The 22,615-nt window shown below is 71.6% G+C and carries 13 protein-coding genes; 6 read left to right on the top strand and 7 right to left on the bottom strand.

What is annotated here, in order from left to right; all coding sequences use genetic code 11:
• The first annotated feature begins 5 nt into the window (after positions 1-5).
• Positions 6-986, top strand: a complete 981-nt coding sequence (locus tag ACWEMJ_RS24545) for a sigma-70 family RNA polymerase sigma factor (RefSeq protein ID WP_452139289.1) — start codon at positions 6-8, stop codon at positions 984-986.
• A 6-nt stretch (positions 987-992) separates the two neighbouring features.
• Here the strand turns inward: ACWEMJ_RS24545 and ACWEMJ_RS24540 are convergent, their stop codons facing one another.
• On the bottom strand, positions 993-1,280 hold the full coding sequence (locus tag ACWEMJ_RS24540; RefSeq protein ID WP_452139268.1) for a hypothetical protein: 288 nt from the start codon (positions 1,278-1,280) through the stop codon (positions 993-995).
• Positions 1,281-1,429: 149 nt separating this feature from the next.
• On the opposite strand from ACWEMJ_RS24540, the gene ACWEMJ_RS24535 reads away from it, so the two are divergent.
• Together ACWEMJ_RS24535 and ACWEMJ_RS24530 are read left to right on the top strand one after the other, a co-directional pair.
• Positions 1,430-1,990, top strand: coding sequence for a dihydrofolate reductase family protein (locus ACWEMJ_RS24535; protein ID WP_452139267.1), 561 nt, complete (start codon positions 1,430-1,432; stop codon positions 1,988-1,990).
• A 266-nt stretch (positions 1,991-2,256) separates the two neighbouring features.
• On the top strand, positions 2,257-2,727 hold the full coding sequence (locus ACWEMJ_RS24530; protein ID WP_452139266.1) for a hypothetical protein: 471 nt from the start codon (positions 2,257-2,259) through the stop codon (positions 2,725-2,727).
• Positions 2,728-2,793: 66 nt separating this feature from the next.
• Here ACWEMJ_RS24530 and ACWEMJ_RS24525 read toward each other — a convergent pair whose 3' ends face one another.
• On the bottom strand, positions 2,794-4,986 hold the full coding sequence (locus ACWEMJ_RS24525) for an MMPL family transporter (RefSeq protein WP_452139265.1): 2,193 nt from the start codon (positions 4,984-4,986) through the stop codon (positions 2,794-2,796).
• Between the two features lie 104 nt (positions 4,987-5,090).
• Between ACWEMJ_RS24525 and ACWEMJ_RS24520 the strand changes: the two genes are divergently transcribed.
• Positions 5,091-5,675: a TetR/AcrR family transcriptional regulator gene (locus tag ACWEMJ_RS24520; protein WP_452139264.1), complete on the top strand. Its 585-nt coding sequence runs from the start codon at positions 5,091-5,093 to the stop codon at positions 5,673-5,675.
• 190 nt (positions 5,676-5,865) lie between these two features.
• On the opposite strand, the gene ACWEMJ_RS24515 is transcribed toward ACWEMJ_RS24520, so the two are convergent.
• Complete coding sequence (locus ACWEMJ_RS24515) at positions 5,866-6,636, bottom strand: SDR family NAD(P)-dependent oxidoreductase (protein WP_452139263.1); 771 nt, start codon at positions 6,634-6,636, stop codon at positions 5,866-5,868.
• Positions 6,637-6,743: 107 nt separating this feature from the next.
• On the opposite strand from ACWEMJ_RS24515, the gene ACWEMJ_RS24510 reads away from it, so the two are divergent.
• A complete protein-coding gene (locus ACWEMJ_RS24510; RefSeq protein WP_452139262.1) occupies positions 6,744-7,340 on the top strand; it encodes a TetR/AcrR family transcriptional regulator in 597 nt (198 codons plus the stop codon).
• A gap of 252 nt (positions 7,341-7,592) precedes the next feature.
• On the top strand, positions 7,593-9,161 hold the full coding sequence (locus ACWEMJ_RS24505) for an RICIN domain-containing protein (RefSeq protein ID WP_452139261.1): 1,569 nt from the start codon (positions 7,593-7,595) through the stop codon (positions 9,159-9,161).
• Between the two features lie 73 nt (positions 9,162-9,234).
• Here ACWEMJ_RS24505 and efeU read toward each other — a convergent pair whose 3' ends face one another.
• The 4 genes from efeU to ACWEMJ_RS24485 all read right to left on the bottom strand — a co-directional run bounded on the left by efeU (position 9,235) and on the right by ACWEMJ_RS24485 (position 22,206).
• Positions 9,235-10,083, bottom strand: a complete 849-nt coding sequence (gene efeU, locus ACWEMJ_RS24500) for an iron uptake transporter permease EfeU (RefSeq protein WP_452139260.1) — start codon at positions 10,081-10,083, stop codon at positions 9,235-9,237.
• Between the two features lie 43 nt (positions 10,084-10,126).
• Positions 10,127-11,410, bottom strand: a complete 1,284-nt coding sequence (gene efeB / locus ACWEMJ_RS24495) for an iron uptake transporter deferrochelatase/peroxidase subunit (RefSeq protein WP_452139259.1) — start codon at positions 11,408-11,410, stop codon at positions 10,127-10,129.
• A gap of 91 nt (positions 11,411-11,501) precedes the next feature.
• Positions 11,502-12,653 carry an iron uptake system protein EfeO gene (gene efeO / locus ACWEMJ_RS24490; RefSeq protein ID WP_452139258.1) on the bottom strand — a complete coding sequence of 384 codons (1,152 nt, stop codon included), beginning with the start codon at positions 12,651-12,653 and terminating at the stop codon, positions 11,502-11,504.
• A gap of 313 nt (positions 12,654-12,966) precedes the next feature.
• Positions 12,967-22,206, bottom strand: coding sequence for a DUF7507 domain-containing protein (locus ACWEMJ_RS24485; protein ID WP_452139257.1), 9,240 nt, complete (start codon positions 22,204-22,206; stop codon positions 12,967-12,969).
• Positions 22,207-22,615: the final 409 nt, after the last annotated feature.

Here is a 22,615-nt window from a genome sequence, read left to right as displayed (position 1 = left end):
TGCCAATGATCATGGATCGTGACGGGGTCGCGGAGCAGCTGGAGCCGTTCCGGCGGGAGTTGACGGCGTACTGCTACCGCATGCTGGGGTCGGCCTTCGAGGCGGAGGACGCGGTGCAGGAGACGCTGCTCCGCGCCTGGTCGAAGTTCGACGGTTTCGAGGGCCGGGCCGCGCTGCGGACGTGGCTGTACCGGATCGCCACCAATGTGTGCCTGGACATGGGTCCGGCGGCGCAGCGGCGGGCGCGTCCGATGGATCTGACGTCGCCGTGCCCGGCGGGGGCGCCGGATCTGACGCAGTTGGAGGAGAACATCTGGGTGGGTCCGGTGCCGGACGAGCGGGTGCTGTCGGGCGATCCGGCGGAGGTGGCGGTGGGCCGGGAGTCGATCCGGCTGGCGTTCGTCTCGGCGTTGCAGAAGCTGCCGGCCCGGCAGCGGGCGGTGCTGATCCTGCGGGAGGTGCTGGCCTGGTCGGCGGCGGAGACCGCGGAGCTGCTGGAGACGTCGGTGGCGTCGGTGAACAGCGCCTTGCAGCGGGCCCGGGCGACGCTGGCCGACGGCGCGGGGTCGGCGGGCGACACGTTCAAGCCGCTGGACGAGGCGCAGCGCGCGCTGCTGGCCCGCTACGTGCAGGCCTTCGAGGCGTTCGACATCGAGGGGTTGAAGCAACTGCTGCACGAGGACGCGGTGTTGAACATGCCGCCGTTCCGGATGTGGCTGCGGGGTCTGGCGGAGCTGGAGACGTGGTGGCTGGGCCCGGGCCGGGGCTGCGTGAACTCGCGGCTGCTGCCGGTGGCGGCGAACGGCTCGCCGGCGTTCGCGCAGTACCGGTCGGCGGAGGACGGCAACGGCTGGACGCCGTGGGGCATCACGGTGCTGGAGGTGGTGGACGGCCGGATCGCCGCCATGACCAACCACATGGACGTGGAGCGGCTGTTCCCGCTGTGGGGTCTGCCGATGCGTCTGACGGAGGACCCGCGGCTCTGATCCCGGTCAGCCCTCGGGGAGGGTGTCGGCGAGCCCGGTGAGGTCGAGCAGCAGCCTCAGCCGGGGTCCGACGCCGCGCAGTACCACCTGGTGGCCCGTCCGCCGTGCGAGCACCGCCAGCCTGCCGAGGCGGTGGAGGTCGCCGGGGGCGGGCCGCAGCAGGTTTCCGACCCGCAGGACGATCCGGGCGGGTGGCCGGTGGGCGGCCAGCAGTGCGCTGAACTGCTCTTCCAGGGCCGGGCGGGCGGCGTGCTGGGGCGGTACGTCGAATTCGACGGTGTCATCGGTGTGCATGCCGGTGCTGACCGCTCGGCGGGCGCGGATTCATCGGCGGGCGGGCGGAAAGATTTTTTCGCGGGGACCGATGAGTTCGGCGCGGCCGCTCCGTCGTACCGGGTGTGAGCTCGCCGCACCCGGCGGGCACGAGCGAGGAGCATCGAATCATGAGGAAGATCACCGCGGGCCTGTTTATCTCCGCGGACGGCGTGGTGGGCAGCCCGGAGCTGTGGCACCTTCCCTACTTCAACGACGAGGTGGGCGCGGCGGTGGGCGCCCAGGTGGGGGTCTCGGAGACCCTGCTGCTGGGCCGCACCACCTACGAGGTGTTCGCGGGCGCCTGGCCGGAGCGGGAGGCGGAGGGCGGCGAGGACGCGGGCTTCGCGAAGGCGCTGGGCGACATGCGCAAGGTCGTGGTCTCGCACCAGGACCTGGAGTTCAGCTGGCGCAACTCCGAGGTGCTCAAGGGCGATCTGGTGGAGGGCGTCCGGGCGTTGAAGGAGGAGGAGGGCGGCCCGATCGGCATGTCGGGTTCGGTCTCCGTGGTCCGCCAGTTGCTGGCGGCGGGTCTGCTGGACGAGCTGCACCTGTTCGTCCACCCGGTGGCCCGGGGCCGCGGCCTGCGTCTGTTCGACGAGAGCGCCGACCCGATCGAGCTCACGCTGCTGTCCTGCACGCCGTTCGCGGGCGGCACCGTGCACCTGGTGTACGGCCCGGGCGCGGTGTAGCGGAGCGCGGGCGGTTCCCGCCCCCCGGGCTCGCGAGGTCGGTCGGCCTCGCGGGCCCGGTCAAGTTTTCGCCAAGTGCCGGCAATCGCCACGCAATCTCGCCATCCATGGTCACTTTCCGGCCGAGACCATCGTTTCCTCCGCGAATCCCCCCACAACCCTTCGAACGTATGGCAGCTTAAGTCGTGGGTCATGTGCAATATCACATGTCGCACCCCACTATCACGTGCCTCGACCGGGCACCACCACATGGAGGAGAACGCACGATGAACCGCCGTTCGATGAAGGGGCTGACCCTGCTCGCCGCCGGCACGGCCGCCGTCGGCGCCCTGGCAGTCGCTCCCGCCCAGGCCGCCACCACCCCTGCTGCCGCCACGTCCTCGACCACCGAGACCTGCAGCCCGTGGTCGCTGCAGTCCGGGCTGATGACCCAGGTCTGCGCCTCGATCACCGGTGGCAGCGTCCAGTTCCTCGGCCGCGTCGCACTGGCCGGCCCGCCCTCGCCGGACTTCCCGCCGCAGCCCCAGGCGCTCTCCACCACGCTCTCCGGCCAGGTCGTCGGCGGTGCCTCGCTCGGCTCCATCGGGCAGAACGTGAACTTCCTCGCCAGCACCGTCACCGTCAACGGCCCGTCCGGCACCGTCGCGTGCGGCTCGACCGTCAGCGGCACCTTCGCGGTCAGCAAGTTCGGCTGGGGCCCGACCCCGGTCACCGTCAACGCCACGGTCCCCTGCTGACCCGAGCGCGCGCGGGCCGGGCCCGGGAGTCGCGCCTCCCGGGCCCGGCCCTGTTCCGACGCCCCGTCAGACCCGTTCGGCCGGGGCGGCCCCGACCGTCGGCCGGGGCTCGGCCGCGGGCAGGCTCGCGCCCTCAAGGTCGACGTCGGGGACGATCCGGTCGAGCCGGCGCGGCAGCCACCAGGCCCGCCGGCCGAGCAGCGCCATCGCGGCGGGCACCAACGTCATCCGGACCACGAAGGCGTCGATGAACACGCCGACGGCGAGCGCGAATCCGATCGACTTGATGATCGGGTCGTGGTTGAACACGAAGCCGCCGAACACCGCGACCATGATCAACGCGGCGGCGGTCACCACCCGTCCGCTGCGCGCGACGCCGTGCGTGACGGCCCCGGCGGCGTCGCCGGTGTGCTGGTGGTGCTCGCGCATCCGGCTGACCAGGAACACCTCGTAGTCCATCGCGAGGCCGAACAGCACGCCGATCAGCAGCACCGGCAGGAAGCTGGTGACCGGCCCGGCGGACGGGACGTCGAGCAGGCCGTTCAGGTGGCCGTCCTGGAACACCCACACGGTGATGCCGAGCGCGGCGGCCACCGACAGCAGGAACCCGAGCACCGCCTTGAGCGGCACCAGCACCGACCGGAACGCGACGGTCAGCAGCGCCAGCGCCAGCACCACGATCACGGCGACGAACACCGGCAGCGCGTCGGCGAGCTTGCCGGACACGTCGATCGCGGCGGCGGTCGCCCCGGCGATGTACAGCGTGCCGCCCTCGGCGGTGACGTCCGCCCGGTGGGTGCGCAGCCGGTCGACCAGGTCGCCGGTGGCCTTGTCGTCCGGGCCGGTGCGGGGGACGACGGGCACCGCGACGGTGCTGCCGTCCGCGTTCGCCACCGGGCGGCCGACGGCGGCGACGCCCGGGTCGGCGGAGAGTGTGGCGTGCAGCTCGGCGAGCGCGGGCTCGCGGCGCTCGGCCGGGATGCCGGTGGCGTCGACCACGGCGACCAGGGTGGCGTTGAAGCCGGGGCCGAAGCCCTCGCTGAGCAGGTCGTAGCTCTTGTGCAGGGTGCTGGCGGCGGGCTGCGAGGCGTTGCCGGGCAGGCCGAGCCGCAGGTCGCGGGCGGGCAGCGCGAGGGCGAGCAGCCCGACCACGCCGGCCAGCAGCACCAGCAGCGGCTTGCGCGTGACGGCCCGCGCCCAGGCCGCCGACCACGACGGCTTCCCGGGCTTCGCCGCCGTCGCGGGCCTCGGCCGAGGCCGCAGGCGTTCGCCGAGCAGCCCGAGCAGCGCGGGCACCAGGGTGACGGCGACCAGGACGGCGAGCAACACGGTGGCGGCGGCGGCCAGGCCCATCACGGTCAGGAACGGGATGCCGGTGACGGCGAGCGCGGCCAGCGCGATGATCACGGTGGCGCCGGCGAACACCACGGCGCTGCCCGCGGTGGCGGTGGCGCGGGCCGCCGACTCCTCGACCTCGCTGCCGGGTTCGGCGAGCTGCTCGCGGTGCCGGGCGATGATGAACAGCGCGTAGTCGATGCCGACGGCGAGCCCGATCATCAGCGCCAGCACGGTCGCGGTGCCGGTCATCTCGACCACGTGGGCGAGCAGTTGGGCGCCCAGCACGCCGATGCCGACGCCGACCAGCGCGGTCAGCAGCGGCAGTCCGGCGGCGACCAGCGAGCCCAGCGCGACGGCCAGCACGACGAACGCGACCACCACGCCGATCGCCTCGGCGGGGCCGCCGACCTCGATCTCCGGCGCCATCACGGTGCCGCCGAACTCGGCCTGCAGGCCCGCCTCGCGCAGCGGCGCGGCCACCCCGTCCAGCGCGTCCTTGGCGCTCTGCGGGACGTCCTGCGCGGGCCGGTCGAACTGCACGTCGGCGAAGGCGATCCGCAGGTCCGGCGAGACGGTCCGGCTCTCGAACGGGTCGGCGACGTGCGCCACGCCGGGTATCGCGGCGGCCCGCCGCAGGCTCTCCTGCACGGCCGCCCGGGCTTCCCCGGTGTCCAGGCTCTGCCCGGCGGGCGCGGCGACCACCAGCCGCGCGGTGCCGGCGGCGGACTCCGGCAGCTGACGTTCCAGCAGGTCCTGGGCCTGCTGGGACTCGATGCCGGGGACGGTGAACTCGTTGCTGGTGGGCCCGGCCAGGGTGGTGCCGAGCGCGCCGATCGTGGCGAGCAGCAGCAGCCACAGCCCGATCACCCGGCCCCGGCGGCGCACCGCCCACCGTCCCCATCCGTACAGGACCGACGCCATCGCGCCCCCTCGTGCTCGAAACCAGTGGATTTTTGCACTCTAAGGCAACTTTGCAGTCGGCTGCAAAATTACCGCCACTGGTAAGAACTGCTAGCATGCACGGCATGACCGAGGGTGCGAGGGAACGCGGCAAGGCCCGCCGCCGGGAGGCGATCCTGCGGGCGGCCTACCAACTGTTCGCGGAGCGCGGCTTCGAGGCGACCACCATCGCCGACATCGCCGACCGGGCCGAGGTGTCCGCCCGCACCGTCACCCTCTACTTCCCGACCAAGCTGGACCTGGCGACCTCCCACCTCGCCGAGTTCACCGACCGCCTCTCGCACGCCCTGAACGACCGGGCGCCGGGCACCAGCACGCTGGAGGCACTGGAGCGCTGGCTGCGCGCCGACCTGGCGGAGAGCACCTGCCAGGGCGAGCTCGACACGCTCTGGGAGGCGATGCTCGACCGCAACCCGCAGCTGCGCGCCGTCGCCAACAGCCGCCTGGCGGAAGCGATCCAGGAGGGCGCCCGGATCTTCGCGGCCGAACGCGGCGACGCCCCGGACGACTTCGCGCCCCGGATGGTCGCCGCCGCGGCCGCCGCCGTGGTCAGCGAGCTCTACCTGCGCCCCACCGAGGCCCACCTGGAGGCCGCGATGGCCTTCCTGGCCGCCGGCATCGCCACCCTGCCCCCCGGCCAGCGCCCCTGACCCGCTCCCCCGCCGGGCCCGGACGGCCGCAGGAGCCGCACGGCCGCGAGCCCCGACCGGCGGCCGCCCGGACCGCCGGACCGCCTCCGAACCCACCGGGCGCGCCAGGCCGTCCCGGACCCGCCACCGACCCTCCCGGCCGCGCCACCCGGCGCCCGCCCGACTCCCCCGCCGACCGCCCGCCCCCTCCTCAGGCGAAGAAGCCGCCGTCCACCGCCAGCACGCTGCCGGTGATGAACGCCGCGGCCGGGGTGGCCAGGAAGACCACGGCGGCGGCGAGTTCCTCGGGGCGGCCGTAGCGGCCGAGCGCGTTCAGCGCGCGCTGGGCGTCGGCGTTCGGCCCGTCCTGCGGGTTCATCTCGGTGTCCACGGGGCCGGACTGCACCACGTTGACGGTGATCGCGCGCGGGGCGAGCTCCAGTGCGGCGGCCCGGCTGAACGCGGTGACGGCCGCCTTGCCGGCCGCGTAGTCGGCGGTGCCGGTCCGGGTGGGCCGGGCGGCCAGGACCGAGCCGACGGTGACGATCCGTCCGCCGTCGCGCAGCACCGTCGCGGCGGCCCGGATCCCGGCCGTCACCCCGCCCACGTTGATGGCGTACTGCCGGGCCAGCTCCTGTGCGTCGACGGGCCCGCCGATCGGGCCGGTGGCGATCACGCCCGCGTTGTTGACCAGGATGTCCAGCCCCCCGAAGTCCGCCGCGACGGCGGCGACCAGGTCGGCGACCTGCGCCGGGTCCCCCTGGTCGGCCTTGAACGCGGCGGCCCGCCGGCCGAGCGCCTCGATCTCCCGGACCACGGCCTCCGCGCGCTGCGCCGAACTGCTGTGGCTGATCGCCACGTCGGCCCCGGCGGCGGCCAGCGCCAGCGCGGTGGCCGCGCCGATGCCGCGCGAGCCGCCGGTGACCAGCGCGGTGCGGCCGGCCAGCACGTCGGGCGCGAAGGTGGCGGTGGTGAGCGTCATGTGGATTCCCCTCCGAATTACGTACCGCTCGGTACACAACATCGAGGACGCTACCATATCGATCGGTACAGAATTGGAAAGCCGAATCCGACCGGAGGCAGGGCGACATGACGGGCCGTCCACGCGCGTTCGACATCGAGGACCGGCTGGAGCGCGCCATGCGGGTGTTCTGGCGGCACGGCTACGAGGGCACCGCGCTGTCCGACCTGACGGCCGCCATGGGCATCAACCGCCCCAGCCTCTACGCCGCCTACGGCAACAAGGAGGCGCTGTTCCGCCAGTGCCTGGACCACTACCACCGGGGGCCGGCCCGGCATGTCCGGGAGGCGCTGGACGAGCCCACCGGCCGGGCCGTCGCCGAGCACCTGCTGCGCGGCACCGTCGAGGTGGTGACCCGCGAGGAGGGCCCGGGCTGCCTGCTGGTGAACGGCGCACTGGCCACCGGGGAGGGCTCCGCCGCCGTCCGCGCCGACGCCGCCGCCCGCCGCGCCGGAGCCCGGGCCGCCCTGCGCGCCCGCCTCGAACGGGCCGCCGGGGCGGGCGAGTTCGCGCCGGACGCCGATCCGGCCGTGCTCGCCGACTACCTGACCACCCTCACCCACGGCCTGGCCGTCCGCGCCGCCGACGGCACGCCGGCCGAGGAGCTGCACCGCACGGTCGACTTCGCCCTGCTGGCCTGGCCCGACGCCCTCCCCCACAGCTGACCCGGCGTCAACCCGCCCGAGGGGCGCACCGAGATCCCACCGTGCGCCCGGCGCACACGAAAGGCCCACAATCGGAAGATGTGATTCCGCGCGCCCCTGGTGGTGGGCGCGTCGCCGCCCCGACGATGGCTCGCGGCTCGCTGACGCTTCGTCATCGCACGACGCGCCACGGGCCCGGGCCGGGCCCTCACCCGGCCCCGCCGCGCCCCACCGCCCTCCCGGCGGTGGCGGCCTTGGTCTGGAAGGACGTCCATGTCTCTGCGCACCACCACCGCGCTGCGCCTGCTGGCGCCTGCGCTGCTCGCCGCCGGCGGCCTCGTGCCGCTCACCTCGGGCGTCGCCTCCGCCGCGACGCCGGTCTGCATGAGCGGCAACCTCCAGTTCGACTACCAGTCCGCCGAGGCGGGCACGGCGAAGCCCACACTGACCCGGGCCGCCCGCAACGCCTCGGTCGAGCTCTGGGGCCGGGAGAAGTCGACCGACACCGACCACAAGCTGAACACCGGCACCCAGCTGACCGGCGCCAACGACGGCTCCTTCAACCTCTGCTACACGCCGGTCAACACGGCCGCGATGGACCACCTGTACGTCCGCTTCACCACCCAGAACAACCAGGTGTGGCGGGTCGTCCAGGACGCCAACAACACGCCCTACAGCTTCAACACGCCCACCCTGTCGAACGTCTCCACCAACATCGCGCTCGGCACCGTCAAGCCGTCGGCCGCCACCAACCGCGCCTGGCACGCGTTCGACACCGTCAACCTGCTCTGGGCGAAGCGGGCCAACACCACCACCCCGTGCTGGACGACCGCCGAGGCGAACGCCGCCACCTGCACCACGCTGAACGTGAACTGGACCTCCGGGTCCGGCAGCGGTCCGTGGTACATCACCGGCACGCACACCATATTCCTGTCCGACAGCGACCCGGACTCGGAGCACACGACGCTGCACGAGGCCGGCCACTTCTTCCAGCACCGGCTGTACAAGGACTGGTGGCCGAACGTGGCCAACTGCGGCGCGCACACCATCCCGCAGGCCTACTCCGACACCTGCTCCTGGACGGAGGCCTTCGCCGACTCGGTGGCCGCCTACGTGCTCGGCGACCAGCGCTACGTCTGGTCGACCGGCTGGGACCAGCCGTTCGTCCCGTCCACCGGCTGGCAGACCGGCGACCGGGTGCAGGGCAACATCGACGGCGCGCTGCTCCAGCTGTGGACCCAGGTCGACGGCAACTGGAACGGCACCATCGCCTCGATGGCCGCCGCCACCACCTCGACCTTCTCCGACTGGTTCAAGAACGTCCGGCCCGCCAACGGCCTGTCCACCACCGGCGCGGCGCTGACCGCGCTCGACTCGCACCTGATCAACTACGGCCCCACCGTGGCCGGTGACAACGCCTACCACTCGCTGTCCAACGGCGGCGGCGTCGCCCTGCAGCGTGGCGGCACCTGCAGCAGCGGCATCCCGTCGGTCGCCGTGTTCGCCGAGCCGGACACCACCAGGGCCTCGCAGCGCTGGTACTTCGCCGCCGTCGGCGACGGCACCTTCCGGATCAAGGACAGCTGCGGCGCGGACACCTCCCCGCTGTCGCTGACCGCGCCGGCCACCTCGGGCGGCCAGGTCACCCTGGAGCTCTACACCGGCGCCGCCAACCAGCGCTGGTCGGTGACCAAGAACGCCGCCAGCACCTACACCCTGGTCAACCCCGCCACCGGCTTCGCCCTGGACGGCAACGCCGTCGCCGGCAACCCGGTCACCGCCGTCACCGCCAACAGCAACACCCAGAGCCAGAACTGGGCGTCCTTCTACACCGCCCCGTAACTCCCCCGGAAACGCCGAACCGCCCGGGCGCCGCGCGACTGCGGCTCCCGGGCGGATCGTTACTGCCCGACGGTCAGGCGGACTTGGCCTCCACCTGCGGGGCGGGCTTCGGCGCGCTGCCGGCCGCCGCGGGCTTGCGGAAGAAGAAGTACAGCGTGGGCGCCAGGTACAGCAGCCACACCACGACCTGCACCACCGTCGGGTCGGGCTGGAAGTTGAACACGCCCTTGAGCAGGGTGCCGTACCAGCTGTCCACCGGAATGGTGCTGGAGATGTTGAACGCCAGCTCGTGCAGGCCGGGGATCCAGCCGGCCTCCTGGAGGTCGTGCACGCCGTAGGCGAGGACGCCCGCGGCGACCACGACCAGCATGCCGCCGGTCCAGGTGAAGAACTTCGCCAGGTTGATCTTGAGCGCGCCCCGGTAGAACAGCCAGCCCAGCACGGCCGAGGTGATCAGGCCGAGGATCGCGCCGACCAGCGGGTTCCAGCCGTCGCCGGTGGCCTGGACGGCGGTCCAGATGAACAGCGCGGTCTCCAGGCCCTCCCGGCCGACGGCCAGGAAGGAGGTGACGATCAGCGCGACGGTGCCCATCGCCAGCGCGGCGTCCAGCTTGCCGTGCAGTTCGCTCTTCAGGTGCCGGGCGGTGCGCTTCATCCAGAACACCATCCAGGTGACCAGACCGACCGCGAGGATCGACAGGCTGCCGCCGAGCGCCTCCTGCGCCTCGAAGGACAGCTGGCTGGAGCCGAACTGCAGCACCGCGCCGAAGGCCATGGACACCGCGACGGCGCTGCTCACGCCGATCCACACCGGGCCGAGCCGGTCCTTGCGGCCGGTCTTGACCAGGTAGGCGATCAGGATGCAGACCACCAGGCTGGCTTCGAGGCCTTCTCGAAGGCCGATCAGGTAGTTGGCGAACACGGCGGTTCTCCTCGGTGGGGGTGAGGGTGATGGGGGGCGGGGGTCAGCCGAACAGGGTCTGGCCCCACCACTCGCCGGGCTTGCGGACTCCGGGCGGGCAGGCGAAGTGGGCGGATCCGACGTGCGTGATGTACTCGTTCAGCTTGTCGCTGGCCGCCAGCCTGGTCTGCAGCGGCACGAACGCCTTGCGGGTGTCGCGCTGGTAGGCCAGGAAGAACAGGCCGGCGTCCAGGCGGCCGAGGCCGTCGGTGCCGTCGGTGAACGAGTAGCCGCGGCGCAGGATCATCAGCCCGTTGTTGCTGTCCGGGTGGGCGAGGCGCACGTGCGAGGTGACGGGCATCGCGGACAGGTCGGGCGCGTCGCGCTCCTTCTGCTTGCCGTAGGGCGCGCCCTCGATCTTGGTGCGGCCGAAGGTGTCCTCCTGGTCCTGCAAGGAGGCGCGGTCCCAGGTCTCGATGGTCATCCGGATCCGCCGGGCCACCAGGTACGAGCCGCCGGTCATCCAGTCCTGGCCGTCGCCGGGCGCCACCCACACGTGCTGGGCGAGGCCGTCAGCGTCCGTCCCGGCGATGTTGTGGGTGCCGTCCTTGAAGCCCATCAGGTTGCGCGGGGTCTGGCTGTCGGGGGTGGTGGACGAGGTCTTGCCGAAGCCGAGCTGCGACCAGCGGACGTTCACCACGCCCATGCCTATCCGGGCCAGGTTGCGGATCGCGTGCACCGCGACCTGCGGGTCGTCCGCGCACGCCTGCACGCAGATGTCGCCGCCGCTGCGGTTGGCCTCCAGCCGGTCGCCCTTGAACTTCGGCAGGTCCACCAGCGCCTCGGGACGCTTCGCCTTCAGACCGAACCGGTCCACGCCGTCCTTCTCGAACAGCGTCGGGCCGAAGCCGATGGTCAGCGTCAGCCGGGACGCCGGCAGGCCGAGCGCCTCGCCGGTGTCGTCCGGGGGCGACTGCGGGACGACGCCGACCGCCCCGCCGCCGACCTCGCGGCCGCCGGTGATCGAGGCGGCCGCCTTCGTCCACTCCTTGAGCATCGCGACCAGCTTGTCGCGGTCCTCGGTGATCACGTCGAACGCGGCGAAGTGCAGCCGGTCCTGGACGGGCGTCGAGATGCCCGCCTGGTGCTCGCCCCAGAACGGCACGTCCAGGTTCTGCGGCGCGGCCGCCGGGGTGTCGCCGTCCATGGTGGCGGCGGCCACCGTGCCCACGCCGGCCGCGCCGATCGCCACGCCCGCACCGGCCCAGCCGATGACGGCCCGTCGGCTCAGCCCGGCCCGCTGCCGCTCCTCGGCGGGGGCCGCCTGCTGCTCGTTCTCGGCGTCCATCGTGCGTTTCCCTCTCGGACGTGACCTGCTCGGACCTGCGCCGGACCGGATCCGACCGGACCTGCTGACAGAGGCTTAGCTTACGCTGCCCTTACTTCACCACGACGGCCGCGGCCAGCTTCGACAGCGGCTCGCTCAGCGCGTTCACCGCGTCGGAGAAGGTCTTGCGCTCGTCCGCGGTCACCTTGTCGTACGTGGTGTAGCCGCCGTCGGCCTGCCGGTACTTGCCCAGCAGGTCGGTGATCTTCTCGAACTCGGCGTCCAGGGCCTTCGACAGCGTCGGGTCGTTCTCCGAGGCGACCGGCTTCAGCAGCTCGTAGGCCTGGCGGGCGCCCTCGACGTTGGCGGCGAAGTCCGACAGGTCGGTGTGGCTGTAGCGGTCCTCCTCACCGGTGATCTTGTTCTTGGAGACCTCGTCCAGCAGCTCCTTGGCGCCGTTGGCCATGCCGGTGGGGGTGATCTCCGCCTCGGGGACGCGCTTCTGCCAGTCCTTCAGGTCGGTGACCAGCTGGGCGGCGAGGGTCTTCTCCTCGTCGCCGATCCTGCCGTCCGCCCACAGCGCCTTCTCCAGGCGGTGCCAGCCGGTCCACGCCTGGCCCTCCTCCAGTGCGTCCTCGCGGGCGTCGGTCTTCGGGTCGATGTCGCCGAAGCTCTCCGCCACCGGCTCGGTCCGCTCCCAGCCCACCCGGGACGCGGCGAACAGCGACTTCGCCTTCTCCACGTCGCCGGCGGTGATCGCCGCCGCGAACTGCTCCACCACCGGGAGGGTCGCGTCGGCCTGCTCCTGCGCGTACTTGCGGTAGTCCGCGACGGCCTGGGTCAGCCGGTCGTCGGTCTTCGCCGGCGCGCCCGAGGCGGCCGTCACGGTGATCTTCTGGCGGATGCCGTCACCGGTCATGCCCGGCTTGCAGGCCACCTCGTAGGTGCCCGCCTTGATCTCGGCGTTGATGCTCACCTTGGTGCCCGGGCCGATGTTCTCCCGCTCGGTGACGATCTTGTCGCCCTCGGCGTAGACGTACACCTCGGTGGTCTTGTTGCCCTTGTTCGCCACCGCCAGCTCGACGTGGCCCGCCGGGAAGGTGGTCTTCGACAGCTCGCACTTGCTGTCCGTCGCCGTCACCTGCACCGGCCCGCTGCCGTCCGCCGACACCTTCCCGTCGTCCTTCTTCGAGCACCCCACCAACGCGGCACCCGCCACGGCGAGAACGAGGAAGGTCGCGGCAGTCGTACGGCGGGCGGGCATGCTCACTCCAGGGATGAGGGTAGGGCGGACTCCACGGGCCGGGGTTCACCCCGGCGCCGCTCAGTAAGCTAAGGCATACCTTAGATCCCCCGTCATCCGGGGTCGAGACCGTCACCGCTCCGTTACCCCGGCCAACCTGCGGCTTTCGGCCAACTCCCCTCCCTGCCACGGCAGTTCAATCCGCCCCAGCAGAACCGGTGTGACCGGCGCCACGCCCCCGAACCGGCGTCAACTCCGGTCGCCCCACGACACGGACCGCCCCCGGGGCCCGAAGACCCCGGGGGCGGTCCGCTTCACCGAATGGCGATCGGCGTCACCCCGTGAACCGGTCCGCGTCCGCCCGGCGCCGTGCCCGGTGGAGCAGCACACCGCCCAGCGTCAGCAGCCCGCCGCCGGCCAGGCCGGCCGCCACGAGCACCGCCGGCGAACCCGTGTCCGGCAGATGACCGCCGCCCTCGCCGCCGTGCGGCGGCTTCGCCGGACCGCCCTGGTGCGGCGGCTTCACGCAGCCCTCCTCCGGGCACTGCGACACCGCGACGCACAGCTCGACCGACCCGCTCTCCACCAGCTCCCCCTGCGGGTCGCGGGCCGAGGCCTTCGCCGTGTTCGTCACGTGGCCGGCCTTGGCGTCCTCCGCCGTCACCAGGTAGGTGCCGCGGCAGGTGGTGCTCGCACCCGGCTCCAGCCTCGTCGCCTCGCAGGACACCGACGCCACCCGGTCGTCACGGACCGTCAGGTCCGTCAGCACCGTGGAGCCGGTGTTGGTCACCGTGTAGGTGTACGTCACCGTGTCACCCACCCGCGCGGCGCCCGTCACGTCGGCCTGCTTCGACACCGACAGCGACGACGCACCCGAGACGGTCTCCACCGTCAGCTCCACCGGCGCGCTCTCCACCGGCCGGCCCTCGGGATCGGTACCCGACGCGTGCGCCGTGTTCGTCACCCGGCCCGCCTCGACGTCCTCCTCCGTGACCACGTACGAGCCGTGACAGACCGTGCTCCGCCCCGGGTCCAGCGTCCTGGCGTCGCACACCACCGACGCCACCCGGTCGTCCGACACCGCGACGTCGTGCAGCGCCACGGAGCCGGTGTTGGTGACGGTGTACGTGTACCGCACCACGTCACCCGCCCGGAACGGACCGCTCGCGTCGGCCTTCTTCGTCACCGACAGCTGCGCCTCGCCCGTCACCGGGACGGTCACCTCGACCGACGGGCTCACCACGTGCGGGTCCGTGCCCTCCGCGTGCGCGGTGTTGGTCACCTTGCCCGCCTGCACGTCGGCGGCCGTCACCACGTAGCTGCCGTGGCACAGCGTGCTCGCGCCCGGGTTCAGGGTCGTCGAGTCGCACGTCACCGAAGCGACGTGGTCGTCCACGACCGTGATGCCGCCGATCGGCGCCGTGCCCGTGTTCGTCACCGTGTACGTGTAGGAAACGGTGTCGCCCAGGTGGAACGGACCGGCGCTGTCGGCGATCTTCTCGATGGTCAGCAGCCCCTCGCCGACCACCGGGACGGTCGCCTCGACCTGCGGGCTCAGCACCGTCCGACCTTGCGGGTCCGTGCCCTCCGCGCGAGCGGTGTTGGTCACGTGCCCCGCCGTCACATCGGCGGCCGTCACCACGTAAGTGCCGTGGCACAGCGTGCTCGCGCCCGGGTTCAGGGTCGTCGAGTCGCACGTCACCGGCACCACGTGGTCGTCCGCCACCGTGAGGTTGCTGACGGTCGCCGTACCGGTGTTGGTCACGGTGTACGTGTAGGACACCGTGTCGCCCGCGTGGAACGGACCGGCGGTGTCGGCCGACTTCTGGATGGCCAACTGCGCCTCGCCCACCACCTGCACGGTCACCTCGACCGGCGGGCTCACCACCTCCTGACCTTGCGGGTCGGTACCCGCCGCGTGCGCGGTGTTCGTGACATGGCCGGCCGTCACATCGGCGGCCGTGATGACGTAACTGCCGTGGCACAGCATGCTCGTGCCCGGCGCCAGGGTCGTCGAGTCGCACGTCACCGAGGCGACGTGGTCGTCCACGACCGTGAGGTTGCTGACCGGCGCCGTGCCCGTGTTCGTCACCGTGTACGTGTACGCCACGGTGTCGCCCACGCGGAACGGGCCGGCGCTGTCGGCGATCTTCTCGATGGTCAGCAGCCCCTCGCCGACCACCGGGACGGTCGCCTCGACCTGCGGGCTGACCACTGTCTGACCCTGCGGGTCGGTGCCCTCCGCACGAGCGGTGTTGGTCACGTGCCCGGCCGTCACGTCCGCGGCCGACACCACGTAGGTGCCGTGGCAGAGCGTGCTCTCACCGGGAGCGAGCGTCGTCGCGTCGCAGGTCACCGGGACCACGTGGTCGTCCGCGACCTTGAGCGCGTTCACCGCCGCCGTACCGGTGTTGGTCACCGTGTACGTGTACGTCACGGTGTCGCCCGCGTGGAACGGGCCCGCGCTGTCGGCCGTCTTCGCGATGGTCAGCTCGGCGATGCCCACCACCGGAATGGTGGCCTCGACGGGCGGGCTCACCACCTGCTGGCCCTGCGGGTCGGTGCCCTCCGCGTGCGCGGTGTTGGTCACCTTGCCCGCCTGCACATCGGCGGCCGTCACCACGTAACTGCCGTGGCACAGCGTGCTCGTACCGGGTGCCAGCGTCGTGGCGTCGCACGTCACCGAGGCGACGTGGTCGTCCAGCACCTTGACGTTGCTCGCCACCGCCGTGCCGGTGTTGGTCACCGTGTAGGTGTAGTGGACGGTCTCGCCCAGGTGGAACGGACCGGCGCCGTCGGCGATCTTCTCGATCGTCAGCAGCACCTCGCCCACCACCGGGACGGTCGCCGAGGCCGGCGGGCTCAGCACCGTCTGACCCTGCGGGTCGGTGCCTTCCGCGCGAGCGGTGTTGGTCACCTGCCCGGCCGTCACATCGGCGGCCGTGACGACGTAGCTGCCGTGGCAGAGCGTGCTGTCACCGGGGTTCAGCACCGTCGTGTCGCACGTCACCGACACCACGTGGTCGTCCGCCACCTTGAGCGCGTTCACCACCGCCGTACCGGTGTTGGTCACCGTGTAGGTGTAGTGGACGGTCTCGCCCAGGTGGAACGGGCCGACGCTGTCGGGCGTCTTCTCGATGGTCAGCGCGCCGACTCCCACCACCGGAACGGTGGCTTCGACGGGCGGGCTCACCACCTGCTGGCCCTGCGGGTCGGTGCCCTCCGCGTGCGCGGTGTTGGTCACCTTGCCCGCCTGCACGTCCGCGGCCGTGACGACGTAACTGCCGTGGCACAGCGTGCTCTCACCGGGCGCCAGCGTCGTCGAGTCGCACGTCACCGTCGTCACGCGGTCGTCCACGACCCCGAGGCCGCTCACGGTCGCGGTACCGGCGTTGGTCACCGTGTACGTGTAGGAAACGGTGTCGCCCAGGTGGAACGGGCCGGTGCCGTCGGCGATCTTCTCGATCGTCAGCAGCACCTCGCCCACCACCGGGACGGTCACCGAGTCCAGCGCGCTCAGCACCGTCTGGCCCTGCGGGTCCGTGCCCTCCGCGTGCGCGGTGTTGGTCACGTGCCCCGCCTGCACATCGACGGACGACACTACGTAACTGCCGTGGCACGTGGTGCTCTCGCCCGGGGCCAGCGTCGTCGCGTCGCACGTCACCGATACGACGTGGTCGTCCGCGACAGTCAGGGAGTTGACCGTCGCCGTACCGGAGTTCCGCACGAAATACGTGTAGGTGACGGTGTCACCCGCGCGGAACGGACCGCCGCTGTCGGCCACCTTCCGGAGGGACAGCTCCGCGACGCCGACCACGGCGATGGTGGCCTCCGCCACCGGGCTCAGGATCAACTGGCCCTGCGGGTCGGTGCCTCCCGCGTAGGCGGTGTTGGTCACGTGGCCCACCGGCACATCGAAGGTCGACACCACGTAGGTGCTGTGGCACAGCGTGCTCTCGCCCGGGGCCAGGACCGTCGTGTTGCACACCACCGTCCCCACCCGGTTGTCGATCACCTCCAGGCCGTTCACCGTCGCCGTCCCGGCGTTGGTCACGGTGTAGGTGTAGGTGACGGTGTCACCCGCGTGGAACGGGCCTGCGCTGTCGGCGACCTTCGAGAGGGTCAGCTGGGCGTCGCCCGAGATGTTGATGGTGGCTTCCGCAGGGGGGCTCTGGACGGGCTGCCCCACCGGGTCGGTGCCGTTGGCGACGGCCTTGTTGGTCACCGAGCCGGCCGCCTCGTCGGCTGCGGTGATGACGTACGAACCGTGGCAGAAGGTGCTCTCGCCGGGGTTCAGCGTCGTCGTGTCGCAGGTGACGGCCGGGATGTGGTCGTCCGTGACGGCGAGGCCGGTCACCGCGGCCGTGCCCGTGTTCGTCACCGTGTAGGTGTAGGGAACGACATCGCCCACGTGGAACGGCCCTGCGCTGGCGGCCGCCTTCTGGAGGACCAGTTCGGCCTCGCGGATCGTCGGAACCACCGCCTGGGCGGACGGGCCCAACACCGTCTCGCCCTGCGGGTCCGTGCCCTCCACACGGGCGGTGTTGACCACGTCGCCGGCCAGCACGTCGGCCTGCGTGACGACATAGCTGCCGTGGCAGAGCGTGCTCTCCCCCGGGTTCACCGTCGTCGTGTCACAGGTCACGGACGCGATGTGATCGTCCGTGACGACCAGGTTGTGCAGGGCGGCCGTACCGGCGTTCGTCACCTTGTACGTGTAGGAGACGACGTCGCCCGCACGGAACGGTCCCACGCTGTCCGGCGTCTTCGTGAAGAGCAGCAGGACCTCGCCCACCACCGGGACGGTGGCCTGGGCCTGCGGGCTCTGGACCACCAGGCCCAGCGGGTCGGTGCCCTCGGCGTGCGCGGTGTTGGTCACCTGACCCGCCGTGACGTCCGCCTCCGTGATCACGTAATTGCCGTGGCAGAGCGTGCTCTGACCGGGCAGTAGCACCGAGGTATCGCACCCCACGCCGCTGACGTGGTCGTCCACCACGATGAGGTTGTGCACCTCGGCCGTACCGGTGTTGGTCACCGTGTACGTGTAGCCGACGCTGTCGCCCAACCGGAACGGGCCGGCGCTGTCCGCCGTCTTCTCGATGGCCAGCAGGGCCTCGCCCACCACCGGGACGGTCGCCTGGGCCGGCGGGCTCACCACCGTCTGGCCCTGCGGGTCCAGGCCCTTCACCTCCGCGGTGTTCGTCACCTTACCTGCCGACACATCGGCGGCCGTCACCACGTAGCTGCCGTGGCACAGCGCGCTCTCGCCCGGGGCCAGGTCGCTCCGGTCGCAGGTCAGCGTCACCGGGTGGTCGTCGCTGATCACCAGGTCGTGCACGGGCGCGGTGCCCGTGTTCGTCACCGTGTACGTGTACGTCACCGTGTCGCCGAGGCGGAACGGGCCGGGGCTGTCCGGCGTCTTCTCCAGGTGCAGCACGGCCTCGCCCACCACTGGGACGGTGAGGCTGGCCGGCGGGCTCTGGACCACCTGGCCCAGCGGGTCGGTGCCCTCGGCGTGGGCGGTGTTGGTCACCTTGCCCGCCGCCACGTCCGCGGCCGTGATCACGTAACTGCCGTGGCACAGCGTGCTCTCGCCCGGGTTCAACACCGTCGAGGGACAGGTCACCGGCGCCACGTGGTCGTCGATCACGGTCAGGTTGTGCACGGACGTGGTGCCCGTGTTGGTCACCGTGTACGTGTAGAAGACCGTCTCACCCAGGCGGAACGGGCCCGCGCTGTCCGCCGTCTTCTCGATGACCAGCTCCGCGACACCGAGCACCAGCACCAGCGCCGAGGCCGACGGGCTCACCACGGTCTGGCCGATCTGGTCCGTGCCCTCCGCCTGAGCGGTGTTGACCACAAGACCCGCCGCCGCATCCGCTTCCGTGACCACGTAACTGCCACGGCACTTCGTGCTCTCACCCGGAAGCAGCAGCGTCGAGTCGCACGTCACCGTCACCACGTGGTCGTCGGTCACGATCAGGTTGTGCACCTCTCCGGTACCGGTGTTGGTCACCGTGTAGGTGTAGGACACCACGTCGCCGGGGCGGAACGGGCCGGTGCTGTCCGGCGTCTTCTCGATCTCCAGCCTCCCTTCGCCGACCACCGGAACGGTCACCTCCGTCGGGGGGCTCGACACCCGCTGACCCTGCTGGTCGGTGGCCTCGGCGTGGGCGACGTTGGTGACCTGCCCGGCCGTCACATCCGCTGCCGTGATCGTGTACGCGCCGTGGCAGAGCGTGCTCTCCCCCGGTTGCAGCACCGAAGTGCTGCACGTCACCGGTGACACCCGGTCGTCGATCACCGCCAGGCTCTCGGCCGGGGCCGTGCCGGTGTTGGTGACGGTGTACGTGTACGAGACCGCGTCGCCCAGGCGGAACGGGCCGGCGCTGTCGGGCGTCTTCTCGATGACCAGCAGGACCTCGCCGACCACGGGGACGGTCGCCACGACCCACTGGCTCTCCACCGGCTCGCCCAGCGGATCGAGACCGCTCGCGCGCGCCGTGTTCATCACATGGCCCGCTTTCACGTCCTCGGGCGTCACCACGTAGCTGCCGTGGCAGAGCGTGCTCTCCCCCGGGTTCAGGTCCGTCCGGCCGCACACCACCGACGGCACGTGGTCGTCGAACACGATCAGGTTGTGCACCGTCGCGGTGCCCGTGTTGGTCACCGTGTACGTGTAGTCGACGATCTCGTTCAGGTGGAACGGGCCGGGGTTGTCGGGTCTCTTCTCGATATCCAGCTTCGCCACGCCCACGACCGGGACGGTCGCCACGACCGGCGGGCTCACCACGTGCAGGCCCCCGGAGTCGGTGCCCTCCGCGTGCGCGGTGTTCGTCACCTGACCCGCCGGCACATCCGCGGCCGTCACCACGTAGCTGCCGTGGCAGAGCGTGCTCTCCCCCGGGTTCAGGTCCGTCCGGTCGCACACCACCGACGGCACGTGGTCGTCGATCACGATGATGTTGTGCATCGGCGCGGTGCCCGTGTTGGTGACGGTGTACGTGTAGGAGACCACGTCTCCCTCACGGAACGGACCGGGGGAATCCGGTGTCTTCTCGATGGCCAGCGCCCCGGCGCCGGCCACCACGACGCTCGCCTCCGCCTGCGGCGTGGTGTGCACGGTGCCGTCCGGGGTGATGTAGGTGGCCCAGACGGTGTTGACGGTGTCCTGGGTGACACCGGGAAGGTCGCAGAAGATCTGGTGGTCGGTGCCCGCCGGTAGGTCGAACGGTCCGCCGGCCGCGCAAGACGGGCTGACGGGGTCGGTCAGGGTGACGCCGCTGACGTCACTGGGCCCGGCGTTGCTGACAGTGATCCGCCAGTACGCGGTGCCACCCGGCGGAATGGTGGTCGTGCTCCCCCACGGACCTGGGCCGCCCGGCCCGCAGTCGCCGGGGTTGGTCGAGGCGCAGACCTCCTTGACGATCTTCACCATCGGGGTGCAGTCGGGGCCCGGCTCCACCTGGAGGGTGACGGTGTTGGAGGCGACGGGCGTCTGGCCGTCGGTGACGGCGGTGGCCTGGTTGAAGACGGCGGTGACGGAGCAGTCCGTACCGACCGTGGTCTCGAAGCAGATCTGCGGGGCGTCACCGACGAAGGTGACCTGCATCCGCGGGTTGCTGCCGGGCGGGAACGAGCCGCCCCCGATCAGGGTGATGTTGGCAACGACCTGGATCGGCGAGTCGGCGATCGGGACGGTCGAGATGTCCGCCGTCTCCGACCCGGGGTCGAACGGGAAGGTGCCGACGGTGCTGCCGTCCGCCGCCAGCACCGTCACCGTGGACTGGGTGAAGTCGACGGTGCTCGGATCGACGCCGAGCAGACTGACCTCCCCGTAGGACCTGACGTGCCCGGTGGCCCCGTCGCAGTAGAACGCGGCGGGGTTCAGCGAGGCCTGCGCCCTGGTCTTCTGACAGGGCGAGGCGCCGGTGACGGGGTCCAGCGAGAACAGGTACCCGGTGTCGCCGAGGCTGTACTTGCACTGGCCGTCGTAGGCGTAGCCGTACGGGCTGGTGTTGCCGCCGTTGACGTTGGGCGGGCCCTCGACGATGCCGTTCGTGCCGTACTGCGCGCACGGGCCCTGGATCGTCCAGTCGTAGCAGTAGGAGGTGCTGTTCAGGGTCGGCGTGACGCCCCGGTAGATCCACAGCGGGAACTCGGTCTCCAGGTGGCCGTTGGGGGCGGTGATGGTCAGCGGCACCTGGAAGTTGGCCTCGCCGATGGCGACGTTCGTGCTGACCAGCGCGGTGAGACCGGGCGGCGCGGCGATCGGGTTGCCGGCCAGGTCGAAGCAGACCACGGTGCCGACCGGCGGGGTGACCTGCTGGTAGAAGCCGCCGACGATCGTGCAGACGCCGGTGACGGTGCCGGCCGCGTCGTACATCTCGAAGACGTTGTCGGCCCGGGCGGGCTCGTCGGCGGTGGTCGGGGTGACCACGGTCTTCGGGGTGGCCCAGCCGGCGCACGCGGCGTTCGTGGACGGGTCGAAGCAGGACATCACGGTGGGCGCGGGGGCCAGCGTGTTGTCGGTGACGTAGATCTTTCCTTCGATCGTCCGCATGATGCCGGAGTAGTCGCCGCTGAAGACGTCCTGGCCCTCGTTGGGCGGCAGGCCGATGTCGAACGTCCCGCAGGGGGCGTTGGCGGCGGCGTCGTAGCAGAGGATCTCACCGGTGCCGGACACCGCGTAGAGGTTCTGGTTCGGCGCCTGGACGACACCGCCGATGACCTGCCCGGTGCCGTTCTGCAGCTCGGTGAAGCCGCAGCTGGCCTGGGTCTGGAGGTCGATGCAGCCGACGCCGATCACGGCGAACTCGGTGCGGCTGATCGCGGCGTAGTACAGCTTCGAGCCGATCTGCACGTAGGTCGGCGTGCGGGTGCTGCCGAGGTCGCCGGTGGTCGCTCCGGGCACCGAGGAGTTCAGTGCCTGCGGCCACGTGGCGGGCGCCCCGTCCGGGGTCGGGCAGGGGCCGTTGGTGAGCAGGTCCGTACAGACCACGCTGGCGGGGTTGGCGAAGCCGTGGTGGTAGATGTTCCAGACCTCGGGCGTCTGGACGCCGTTGATCGTGGCGGTGTACAGGATCGGGGTGAACCCGTCGCCGCCGGTGGCCGTGTTGATCGGCTCGAACGGCGGCGGGATCGACACCACCAACCCGGTCGCGGGCGACGCGAGCTCGGGGTTGCGGGCCTGCACGACGTTGGTCGCGGTGCCCTGGTCGGTGCCGCTGAAACTCGCGCCGTGGTCGGTCGACCACTCCTTGGTGAAGCCGGGCGGCGCCTGGAGCGAGCCCGGCACGTACGTCTGCGCCTGCGGGGAGCTGCCCGGCCCGCCCTGGATCACATCGGTGATCGTGGCATCGACCGGGGCGCCGTCCGGATTCGTCGCCGACACCACCCAGCGCACCGTGTCACCGTGCCCGGTCTGCGTGGTGCTCCCCGTGGCCAGGTCGGTACCGGTCTTGGACAGCGTCACCGGCAACTGCCGGTCCCCCGCGGCCGGCGCGGCGCTCGGCCCGGCGACGGACGCCGAGACCGTGGCGAACACCACCGCCAGCGGCACCAACGCCCGCACCAGCCGACTGCGGACCGCCGCCGGCCCATGACGTCTGCGCGCACGTTCCCAGGGGGGTCGACGGCGTCTCATGACGGGTTCCTCTCGATCGATCTGACGGCGAGTCTGCGCACGCTGCGCACATGAGTGGCTACTCACCGCGACCCTATGATCGAGCAACTAGTCTGAAAATCCGTCAAATGCCATCAATGACCCACAAGCTGGACGCGTTCACTCCGGCGGCCCACCAGAGCGCCCGGGCGGACGGACGCGAAAACCCAGGAGAGCAGGCGGGCGCGAAAACCCGGGAGAGCGGGAGGGTGCGAAAACAGGGGCGCGGGGAACTGCGCGAAGCGGAAGGCACCCCACCGCAAAGATCGCGACGCAGGACAATGACCTGCACTTGATCGCGACCCAGCTGACGTGCACT

Source organism: Kitasatospora sp. NPDC004531 (assembly GCF_053602195.1).
The sequence above is the reverse complement of the archived record's forward strand: the minus strand, read 5'-3'. Positions and strand labels throughout refer to the sequence as shown.